At 54.2% G+C, this 10,396-nt stretch carries 8 protein-coding genes; all 8 read right to left on the bottom strand.

The annotated features are described in order from the left end of the window. Positions 1 to 138: 138 nt before the first annotated feature. On the bottom strand, positions 139 to 2,043 hold the full coding sequence (locus tag D5S03_RS02865) for a heme lyase CcmF/NrfE family subunit (RefSeq protein WP_008870367.1): 1,905 nt from the start codon (positions 2,041 to 2,043) through the stop codon (positions 139 to 141). Between the two features lie 104 nt (positions 2,044 to 2,147). Next, the gene (locus D5S03_RS02860; RefSeq protein WP_008870366.1) at positions 2,148 to 2,558 is read right to left on the bottom strand and encodes a cytochrome c maturation protein CcmE; all 411 of its coding nucleotides are present in this window, start codon (positions 2,556 to 2,558) and stop codon (positions 2,148 to 2,150) included. A 286-nt stretch (positions 2,559 to 2,844) separates the two neighbouring features. After that, positions 2,845 to 3,909, bottom strand: a complete 1,065-nt coding sequence (locus D5S03_RS02855) for a hemolysin family protein (RefSeq protein WP_008870365.1) — start codon at positions 3,907 to 3,909, stop codon at positions 2,845 to 2,847. Positions 3,910 to 3,989: 80 nt separating this feature from the next. After that, the gene (locus D5S03_RS02850; RefSeq protein ID WP_287042620.1) at positions 3,990 to 5,264 is read right to left on the bottom strand and encodes a BaiN/RdsA family NAD(P)/FAD-dependent oxidoreductase; all 1,275 of its coding nucleotides are present in this window, start codon (positions 5,262 to 5,264) and stop codon (positions 3,990 to 3,992) included. After that, positions 5,264 to 6,331, bottom strand: a complete 1,068-nt coding sequence (mqnE, locus tag D5S03_RS02845) for an aminofutalosine synthase MqnE (RefSeq protein ID WP_008870363.1) — start codon at positions 6,329 to 6,331, stop codon at positions 5,264 to 5,266. Before mqnE ends, D5S03_RS02850 begins: the two co-directional genes overlap by 1 nt. Beyond that, a complete protein-coding gene (gene sppA / locus D5S03_RS02840; protein ID WP_008870362.1) occupies positions 6,324 to 7,214 on the bottom strand; it encodes a signal peptide peptidase SppA in 891 nt (296 codons plus the stop codon). Before sppA ends, mqnE begins: the two co-directional genes overlap by 8 nt. Further along, positions 7,195 to 8,943 carry a 30S ribosomal protein S1 gene (locus tag D5S03_RS02835; protein ID WP_287042619.1) on the bottom strand — a complete coding sequence of 583 codons (1,749 nt, stop codon included), beginning with the start codon at positions 8,941 to 8,943 and terminating at the stop codon, positions 7,195 to 7,197. The genes sppA and D5S03_RS02835 overlap by 20 nt, the downstream gene beginning before the upstream one ends. Before the next feature lie 117 nt (positions 8,944 to 9,060). Beyond that, on the bottom strand, positions 9,061 to 10,353 hold the full coding sequence (rimO, locus tag D5S03_RS02830) for a 30S ribosomal protein S12 methylthiotransferase RimO (RefSeq protein WP_287042618.1): 1,293 nt from the start codon (positions 10,351 to 10,353) through the stop codon (positions 9,061 to 9,063). Positions 10,354 to 10,396 lie beyond the last annotated feature (43 nt).

The raw sequence follows: 10,396 nt of genomic DNA, 5'->3' as shown, positions 1-10,396 counted from the left end.
CAGCTCCAGGAGCATATTCTGATTATTCTTTTCCTGCATGATATAACTGCAACCAGCTAAAAAACAGAATTTGTAACTTTTGCCATCTGATAAAAACAGACAGTCTACGCACACCACTGATGAACTGTTACCAGGATTTTAATTCTCCGGTGACCTGATCCTTACTCTGCCCATTATCAGAAAAATTGACAGGCAAAGGATGATGCTGCCTATCCAGATCCAGTTCACCAGGGGGCTTACACTGATTTTAAAGGTGACATTGAGCTCCTGGTCAAACCCCATTATGGTGGAATAAACCTCCTTGCCCAGGGAAAAGATGGTGGAGACCTCCGAGTAGGGCTGATCAAAGTTGCGGTGCAGGGTGCGCTGAGGAAGCATGGTGCCCACCTCTTTGCCGTCCCGGGTTACGTCCAGCCTGGCCTCGTAGATTGACACCCCGGGGTCGTGCTCTTCCCGGAAATCGGAATAGGTGACTTCAAAACCGCTGATCTCAGTGCTTTCACCCTGGCTCAGCCGCACCTGGATTTCCTCCTGGTACGGACCGGAAAAGGCCACCCCAAGCACAATCATGGCCACCCCGAAATGAACCAGGTAAAGCCCCCAGCCTTTACGGCTGCGGCGCAATTCCCGTCTGGACAGGATATAAAAGATCATGGACACCATTCCTGCCGTGCCTGCAGAAGCCGCAATCAGGGGCATAAAATCTCGCATGCCTCCGATCCAGAGACCGGCAACGGACACTGCAAAAACCAGAACCACCGCCAGCAGTCCCTGCATGTCCAGAATTCCCTGTCGCCAGTTGAACCAGGGGCAGACGCACATGACTAAGGCCATGGCAGTAAAAAGCGGCAGGCATACCCGGTTGTAAAAATCCGGCCCCAGTCCCATGGGGCTCTCGGTCCAGATATTGGAAATAACCGGCCACATGGTGCCCATGGCCACTATCACGGCCAGGGCCAGAAAAATCCAGGAGACCACTATGAGAAGCCCCTGCTTACTCCAAAGGCTGTCCATGGCGCTTTTCTGCTTCTGCCCGGCCATAGCCACGAAAAGAGTAAGGGCAAGGCCTGCCAGCATGAAAATCACCAGCGGACCCCCTACTCCCCGGCCGCCGAAAGTATGCAGGGATTCGATGACGTCGCTTCGCACCAGGTAGGTGGCGAAAAAGCAGGTAAGCAGGGAAAGACTGATAAGTATGAGGTTGGATCGGTGCAGTACGTTTCTCTGCTTGCCCACTATGGCTGTATGCAGAAAAGCCGTGCTTATAAGCCAGGGGATCAGCGAGGCGTTTTCCACCGGGTCCCAGGCCCAGTATCCGCCCCATCCCAGTTCCATATAGGCCCACCATCCGCCCAGAAGTATAGCGCCGCCGGTGAGCATGACCCAGGCAAAAAGCACCCAGTTGCGGCACTGGAAAATCCAGCTGCGCTGATCACCGCTCAGCCACCCGGCCAGAGCCAGGCAGGCCGGGATGGTAAAGCCGGCGTAACCCAGAAAAGTCATGGGCGGATGAAATATCATGCCCACGTTCTGCAGAAGAGGATTCAGCCCGCTTCCGCCCATGGGCTGGATATCATAAACGATAAAGGGATTGCTCGGTCCGGTAAGCATGAGCAGTAAAAAAGCCTGGACAATAAACATCATCCCCCAGAACCAGGCCTTGGTGTCCCTGGCCAGGGACTTGTACACAGGAGATAAAAGCCAGATGCCGGCCATGATGACCACCACCCACAGCCAGAAAAGAAGAGATCCTTCCTGACCGGCCCAGAAGGCTGAAACCTGATAATGCATGGGTAGAAACTCATCAGAATTCCTGTAAACGTACGAATATGTAAAATCCCGGGTTATAAAAGCCCAGAGAAGCACCAGAGAGCTAAGGGTAACCAACCCCGTAACCGCTGCCTGTCCCTTCTCCAGCCAGGGCACGATCTTTATATCCTCTCCGGTACTTCTGATACGCCATAATCCTGCAAAAGCAGCTGCAGCCAGGAGAATCATGATGATAAGCGAGGTCAGCAGTGCAAAAAAACCCAGATAGTGCATGAGAAAATCCTACTGTTTCAGGGTTGATTAATTCAAAAATAAAGGCCCGCCCCGGGATGCAGGCAGAGCCTTTGTGGGTTCAGCTGTTGAGACGGGGGAAGCCTTTATTGTTTGCTCTCGTATCGGGACGGACACTGGGTCATGAGATCGTGGGCCATGAAAATCCCTTCCTCGGGCCTGGCCTGACCTTCGACAATAACCCCGGCTCCGGGCCTGAAAGCATCGGGAACCGCTCCAGCATATCTTACCCGGATGACCTTGTCCTTGTCATCCTTGTCCTGAAGCATGAAGGTCACCCCCAGGGCATCACTGTCTCTTTCAAGTTCTTCCTCTGCCACCTTACCGAAAAGTCTGGCCCGGTCCAGCTTGTCCTGGTCCATGGCCAGGGCCTCGGAGACCTCAAGAAAGTAAGTGCTGCTCTGGGTCACACTGGTAACCACCAGGTATCCCACTCCGGAAAAAATCAGCAAAAAAGCCGCAAGATACATGAATTTTGATTTTTTTTGTGTGGACATACAGAAGTCCTCCTGTAAATCGTGTTCTATACCGGGTGACAAGCCCTTGAACATAATCCTGCAGATTTACTGCAGGCGACGCGGTCAGTAGTTCAAAAAAATACTACACCTTCTTTGTTCAGCATTCAAGCACAAATAAATTCCATACACTGTCTAAGTGCGGATACATATCCGCGCCAGCATGCTGCTTCCGCCAGCCCCAAACCGGGAAAGTTAATTTTATGTTAATATGTATGGATTAAACACATTTTGTGTCAGCCCTTGCTTCTGATAACCGGGGTCTGTATCATTGGGAACCCTTTTCACCCACTCCTGATCTGCTCCGGCTTTTAAGCTCCGCCCTGCTCTGCCTGGCCATCTCACGCATATCAACCACCTCATCTGTCTCGTCAACAATTTCCTTGCCCAGAATCTCTTCCATGACATCCTCCAGGGTAACCAGTCCGGCAATACCGCCGTATTCATCCAGGACCATAAAAAGATGCACTCTGGAATTGAGGCATTTGATGAGCAGACGGTCCAGACTCATGGTCTCCACCACGAAGTCCACCCGACGCATAAGGTCTTCCAGTCTGATGTGGTCCTGATCTCTGGCCAGTGCATCCAGGATCTGGCTGCGGCTGACAATCCCCACCACATCCTCGGGATCATCCCCTTCATATACCGGTATGCGGCTGTGCGGCCAGAAGGTCTTGTACTCCCTGGCCTCTGAAACGGTCATTTTCGCCGGAAGGGAAAAAATCACCATCCTGGGGGTCATGATATCCCTGACCATCTTCTTGTCCAGGGATAAAATATTCTGGATGGTCAGTTCCTCATAAGGCTTTATGACCCCGGAACGGCGCGTCAGGCTGAGCATGGCCAGCAGGTCCTCCTCAGAAGTGGTTGGCCCAGCCTTTTTTCTTTCAATAAAGACCACCAGGTACCTGCACACCACTATTACCGGCTTTAACACCCACACCAGGGCCACCAGAGGCTTGGCCAGAATTGGTGCCACGCGCCTGTTGAACACTACGCCCATGGTTTTGGGGATGATTTCTGAGAATATAAGTATTGTCAGGGTAAAGACAATGGAAAAATAGATAAGATTCTGCGCACCGAACACACTGGCTGCGGCAGCTCCGGCTATGGCCGCGCCTGCTGTGTTGGCCAGGGTGTTCAGGGTCAAAATGGCGGTAATGGGCTGGTCGATCCTGGAGCGCAGTTTATACAGCAACTCCCCGCTTTTTTTCTTTTCCTTCTTAAGCCTTTCTATAAAGCTCCAGGGAACGGAGTAAAGCGCAGCCTCGGCGATGGAACAAAATGCGGATACAACCACCGCAAGGGAGAAGGCAATGATGAGCTCCCACATATTTCTCAGCAGTTAACAGAAGGCTGCACCAGAGGCAAGTATAACCTGAATAAAGCCTGCAATGGTTCACCACCCCCTGCTTAAGCTTTTTTTGCGCCAACAGAGTTGCCGGCCACCCAGCCCGTGGAAAAAGCCGCCTGCAGGTTGTAGCCGCCTGTGTCTGCATCAATGTCTAAAACCTCGCCTGCAAAGTAAAGGCCGCTTACTTTTCTGGACTGCATGGTCCTGGGATCAACCTCAGAGAGCTTCACCCCTCCGGAAGTGATTATGGCCTCGTTAAAAGACCGATGCCCGGTGATATCCAGGCATAACTCCTTGCACCACATACGCAGGGCCTTGTGTTCCGGGGAGGTGAGTTCACTGCCGGGCTTGTCCGGGTCAATGCCGGATTTCTCCAGAAAGACGGGGATCATTTTTATGGGCAGAAATTCCTTGAGAATATTGGAAATCTTTCTTTTGCCCCGGGCATGCATTCGGCTGGATATCCTGGATTTCAAGGCGGTGTGGCTCACCGCAGGTTTTAGATCAATGACCAGTTTGACTTCCTGGTTTCGGTTCAGGGCCTGGACCGCCTCCCTGCTGAGGGTCAGGACAATGGGTCCGGAAACCCCGAAATGGGTGAAAAGCATCTCCCCGAAGTCTTGCGCCTGCTTTTTGCCCTGGACATATATCCCGGCCTGCACGTTTCTAAGGCTTAAGCCCTGCATCATAGGGGCGGTGTCGCCCGCCGTCTCTAAGGGGACCAGGCCTGGGTAGACCGGGACAATTTCATGCCCCAGAGCTCTGGCCAGAGCGTAGCCGTCTCCGGTGGACCCGGTAGCCGGATACGAGGCCCCGCCTGTGGCGATAATGATATTGTCGGTCCCGACAAACTCTTCTTTTGCACCCTGCCTGTCGGCAACTACACCTTGGACCCGGCCCTGCTCTGCAACCACCTGCCTTACCGCCCTGCCGGACTGTATTTTCACTCCAGACTCTTTAACCCAGCCGACCAGGGTGCGCACCACGTCAGAGGCCTGCTGGGTGCGCGGAAAGATCCTTCCTCCTCGTTCCTCGACGGTCTCAAGTCCCAGTGCATCAAAAAATGAAACAAGATCTTGGTTAAAGAAGCGGCCCAGGGCAAAGCGCATAAATTTTGCCCCGTGGCCGAAAGAGCGCAGGAAATCATTCATGGCAGCAGTATTGGTGAGATTGCAGCGCCCCTGGCCGGTAATGCCCAGCTTCCTGGCCGGCAGATGCTTTTTTTCCAGAAGGACCACCCGCAGCCCCCTGGACGCCGCCTGACCTGCGGCCATCAGGCCGGCAGGACCTCCGCCGACTACAATTACTTCCTGGTAAGAGCCGGTTTCCGCCATCAAGACCTGGGCTGAAAAAAGGAATCCCTGCGCACCGGTTTCATCCCCGCGGCCCGGATATGGTGCTTTAGCTGATCAACCCCAAGGCCTGTGGGTGTATCCGCACCTGCGGCGTGGCCCACCTTTTCCTCGACTATGGTCCCGTCGAAATCATCAGCCCCGTACCAGAGGCCAAGCTGAGCGGCCTTGATACCGCAAAAGGCCCAGTAAGCCTTGATGTGCTTGATATTATCCAGGAAAATACGCGATATAGCCCACATCTTGACCAGGTCCACACCGTCGGGTCCTGCGGCCTGCAATTCATTTCTGCCCGGCTGATAAGGCAGGGGTATAAAGCACAGAAATCCGCTGCTTCTGTCCTGCAGATCGCGCAGGGCCTGCAGATGATCCAGGCGATCCACCCAGGACTCCACGTGACCGAAAAGAAGGGTGCAGTTGGTGGGTATATTCAGGCTGTGGGCCAGTTCATGCACCTTGAGCCACTCTTCTCCGGAAAGCTTTTCCGGGCAGAGGTGTCTGCGCAGCTGCGGGGAAAAGACCTCGGCTCCGCCTCCGGGCAGGGCATCCAGTCCGGCCTGCACGAACTCGGTCAATACCTGCTCTCTCGTCTTTTCATACTGCCCGGCCAGGTAGGCTATTTCCACCGCGGTAAAGGCCTTGATATGTACTTCCGGGCGGATCTCCTTGATGGACTTCAGCATTTCCAGGTAATAGTCATAAGGCAGATCCGGATTCAGGCCCCCCACCACATGAATCTCGTCAATGGGCTCATGCATCCGGCTCTTTACGGCGACCCGGATCTGGTCCACGCTCATGACGTAAGCGCCTTCTTCCCCTGCCCTCTTGCTGTAGGCGCAGAACCGGCAGGCGTTGCTGCAGATATTGGTATAATTTAAGTGCTGGTTGTATACGAAAAAGGCCTGATCCCCGAACAGCCTGGTACGAACCGCCAGGGCCGCTCGTCCAAGCTTATGCACATCTGCGGACCGGGCCAGGTGCAGGGCCTCTTCCGGGCTGATACGCCCGCCGTCATGCACCTTGCTTAAAATGTTGTCCGTATCACTCATAGGTAAAAATCCACCTTGGTCCCGGGATATTGTCCCCCAGGGAGAACTCGCTTAAGATCCTGCGCAGGATGGACATTCTCTCCTCGGGTCCTTCCAGCTGCTTTGCGTCCCTGGGCAGCTGAACCTTTTCGCAGAGTATATCCAGGGCCTCGCTCCTGCCCCCCAGCTCATCCACCAGACCGGCCTCCAGGGCCTGCCTGCCGGTCATGGCCCGGCCGTCAGCCAGATCATAAACCCTTTGCTCGTCCATGTCCCGGGCCAGGGCCACGTCCTGTACAAACTGCTCGTGCATATCATCCACCAGGCCCTGAAAGTATTCTCTCTCCTCCTCGGTCATGGGCCGCGATACTGTCCCGGCATCCTTGAACTCACCGCTGTAGACCCCCTGGTCCTCGATGCCCAGTTTCTGCAGAAGCTCCTGGATATTGGTCAGGGTGACCTTGACCCCGATGCTGGCCGTCAGCGTTCCCGGATTGGCCACTATCACCCCGGCCGGACTGGCGGCGTAGTATCCCCCCGAGGCCGCAACAGACCCCAGAGAGGCCACCACTGGCTTCTCCCGGGCCAGGTCCTTTACAGCCCTGAAGACCTCCTGGGACGGGGCCACCACCCCTCCGGGGGAGTTGACCCTCAAAAGCACCCCTTTTACGGAATCTTTTTCTTCCAGTTCCTGAATCCAGTCCACAATATCCCTGGAATCGGTAATAAGCCCACTGACATTGACCACCCCGATTTTGGGCTGGGTTCGTAATTTTGGTCCATCAAAAAAAAGAAAATTAAAAACGGCCATGGCCAGCATGAATGTGACCACGGCCGTTATTATGAGCATGAAACCAAAAATCAGCGGATGTCTCTGGCTGAATTTAGTCTTGCTTGTCTCCATCCCCTTCTTCCAGTTTCTGTCGGATTAAATCGCCAAGGTTGCTGCCCGGGGCTGCGCTGCCGTTTTTACCGCGCTGATCAGCGGGGGCGCTCTTTTTCTCCTCCTCTTCCAGGTGCTGCTTGATGGACAGGCCCAGCCTGCGCTCGTCAGCACTGACATGGATGACCTTGGCCTGAATTTCCTGGCCTTCGGAAAAGAATTCCTTGGGGTTCTTGATTTTCTTGCGGCTCATCTCGGAAACATGCACCAGGCCCTCGATACCTTCCTCCACCTCTACAAAGAGTCCGAAATCAGTAATGTTGGTTATTTTGCCGGTAACGGTGGTCCCTACGGGGTAATGCCTGGGCACCTCTGCCCAGGGATCCTCGGTAAGCTGCTTGATGCCCAGGGTGAACTTCTCGTTTTCCTTGTCCACTGTAAGCACCTTGGCCCGGACCATGTCCCCGTTCTTGAAGAGCTCTGAGGGGTGACGCACCTTTTTGGTCCAGGACATGTCCGAGACATGGATAAGGCCGTCTATGCCGTCCTCGATGCCGATAAACAGGCCGAACTCGGTGATATTCTTCACCGGTGCCTCCAGGATGGTCCCCTCGGGATACTTTTCCGCAACCACGTCCCAGGGGTTGGGGCTGACCTGTTTCATCCCCAGGGAGATACGCTTGCGGTCGGAATCTATCCCCAGGACCACCACTTCCACTTCGTCGCCGGATTTGACCAGTTGAGAAGGGTGCCTGAGCTTCCTGGTCCAGGACATCTCGGAGATGTGCACCAGGCCTTCCACACCGTCGTCTAACTCCACAAAGGCCCCGTAGTCAGCCAGGTTGGTGACCTTTCCAGTCATCCTGGTGCCTTCGGGATATTTTTCACCTATATTCTCCCAGGGATCGCTCACCAGCTGCTTAAGGCCCAGAGAGACCTTTTTTTCCTCGGAGTCGAAACCTAGAACCTTGAGTTCCAGGTCGTCTCCCAGTTGAACCATCTCCTTGGGATGACGTATCCTTTTCCAGGACATGTCGGTTATGTGCAGCAGGCCGTCCAGCCCGCCCAGGTCGATGAACACCCCGTACTCGGTGATATTCTTGACCTTGCCCTGAACCACCTGGCCTTCCTTGATGGTATCCAGAAGCTCCTGGCGCATGTTTTCACGTTCTTCTTCCAGGAGTACCCGGCGGGAAATGATGACATTGCTGCGCCTGCGGTTGATCTTGAGGATACGGAAATCCATTTCCTGGCCCACCAGGGCGTCCATGTCCGGTACAGGCCGAAGATCCACATGAGAACCCGGCAGAAAGGCCTCCAGGCCTTCCAGGTCCACATTGTAGCCGCCCTTGATCCTCTTGACAATTTTGCCCTGGATGGTGGTCTGGTTGTCCATGATGTCCTGCAGATCATCCAGAAGCTTCACCCGCCTGGCCTTTTCCCGGGACAGGGAAATAGCGCCCTCGTTTTCATCCTTCTGGGTGACAAAGACATCCACCTTGTCGCCCTCTTGCACGGTAAGATTGCCTTCCGCGTCCAGAAATTCGGAAACAGGAATCTGCCCCTCGGACTTGAAGTTGACATCCACCAGGACATAGTCCTTTTCCACTTTAACCACTTCACCGGTAACGATACTTCCTTCCTGAACCTCGCCGAAATCAGCGTTGAGATAGTCCTCCAGCGCTGATTCGAAGCTTACCTCGGTTTCAAAGTTTTCCTGCGGTTCAGTGGTTTCGTTTGTGTTTTGCATATAAATCCCCCTAACACACTTGATAAATTTGCTGCTGATTAGCAGATCAAAGAGCTATTGACAATAAAAATAATGCCCTTTTATTAATTTTCAGACAATTTGTTTTGTACCTGTCCCTTAAGCCAGGGCTTCCAGGTCATAGTCATGGCTTGCCGTGATCTCTGCGCGCACCATTTTACCCGGCCCAACGCCGGGTCCGCTTATGTAGGTCAGGCCGTCCACCTCAGGGGCCTGAAACCAGGCCCGGCCGGTATAGAGTCCCGGCCATTCCGGATGAGGATCGTCCACAAGTATGTCCAGACTTTCTCCTGGAAAACCCTTCAAATATTCCCGGCTGACCCTTTTTTGCTCCTGCATGATGAGCCTTTGCCGCTCATTTTTCACCTCATCCGGGATCTGCCCTGGAAAACCAGCTGCCCTGGTTCCTTCCTCCGGGTAAAAGGGAAATACACCCAGGTGCTGCACCCGGGCCTGGCGGACAAATTCCAGCAGTTCCCGGAAATGCCTTTCTTCTTCGCCGGGATAGCCGGTGATCAAAGTTGTCCTGATGGCGGCCCCGGGAAAATAATTTCTGATACGCCGGATCACCTCCATGGGGTCCTGCTGGAAGGGACGTCCCATTTTTTTAAGTAGTTCCGGATGGGCGTGCTGCAGGGGTACGTCAAAATAGGGCACAAAAGGAGGACCCAGCTCAGCCAGCCTGGCCAGGAGCCCCTGGTCCAGGCCGGAAGGGTACAGATACATAATCCTTAGCCTTAAAAGCCCTTCAAGCCCTGCAAGCTTTTCAGCCAGGCCGGAAAGTCCCCGCCTGCATCCAAGATCGCGCCCGTAGGCCGTGCTGTCCTGGGATACCAGCACCAGTTCACCGGCCCCCTGGTCAATGAGGTGTCCGGCCTCCTGGATTACCTCATGCTCAGGCCTTGACCGGAGTTTGCCCCTGATGGAAGGAATGGTGCAGAATGCACAGCGGTTGTTGCATCCTTCGCTGATCTTGACATAAGCAAAGCTTTTAAAAGGTCCATGCCTTACACCCGGCGCTTCTGCCTCAACCTTGCGGCCCAGCCTGTAAAGTATTTTGCCCGGCAGCTCAGCCTGCCTGGCTATGGGCACAAACATGTCCGCCTCCGGGATTTCCCGGCCAAGACCCGTTCCATACCTGGACACAAGACAACCCGTTACCACCAGAAGCGGCCTTTGACTTAAGCCCTTTACATCCTGGGCCGCCGAAAAAATTGTTTCCAGGGACTCTTCCACTGCCGGGCGGATAAAGGCGCAGGTATTTATCAGAACCACGTCAGCTTCAAAAGGTCTGTCCACTGCAAAGTAGTGTTCCTTGAGCCCGCTAAGAATATTTTCCGTATCCACCATATTCTTGGGACACCCCAGACTGTGAGCGTATACCTTGATCATAATCTTCCATATTTTTTTGTAACTAAAAAAGAGCCGGAAACTA

It is taken from the genome of Desulfonatronospira sp. MSAO_Bac3, assembly GCF_003838035.1.
In the GTDB taxonomy this organism is placed as follows: domain Bacteria; phylum Desulfobacterota; class Desulfovibrionia; order Desulfovibrionales; family Desulfonatronovibrionaceae; genus Desulfonatronospira; species Desulfonatronospira thiodismutans.
This window is presented reverse-complemented; position numbering and strand designations above follow the sequence as displayed.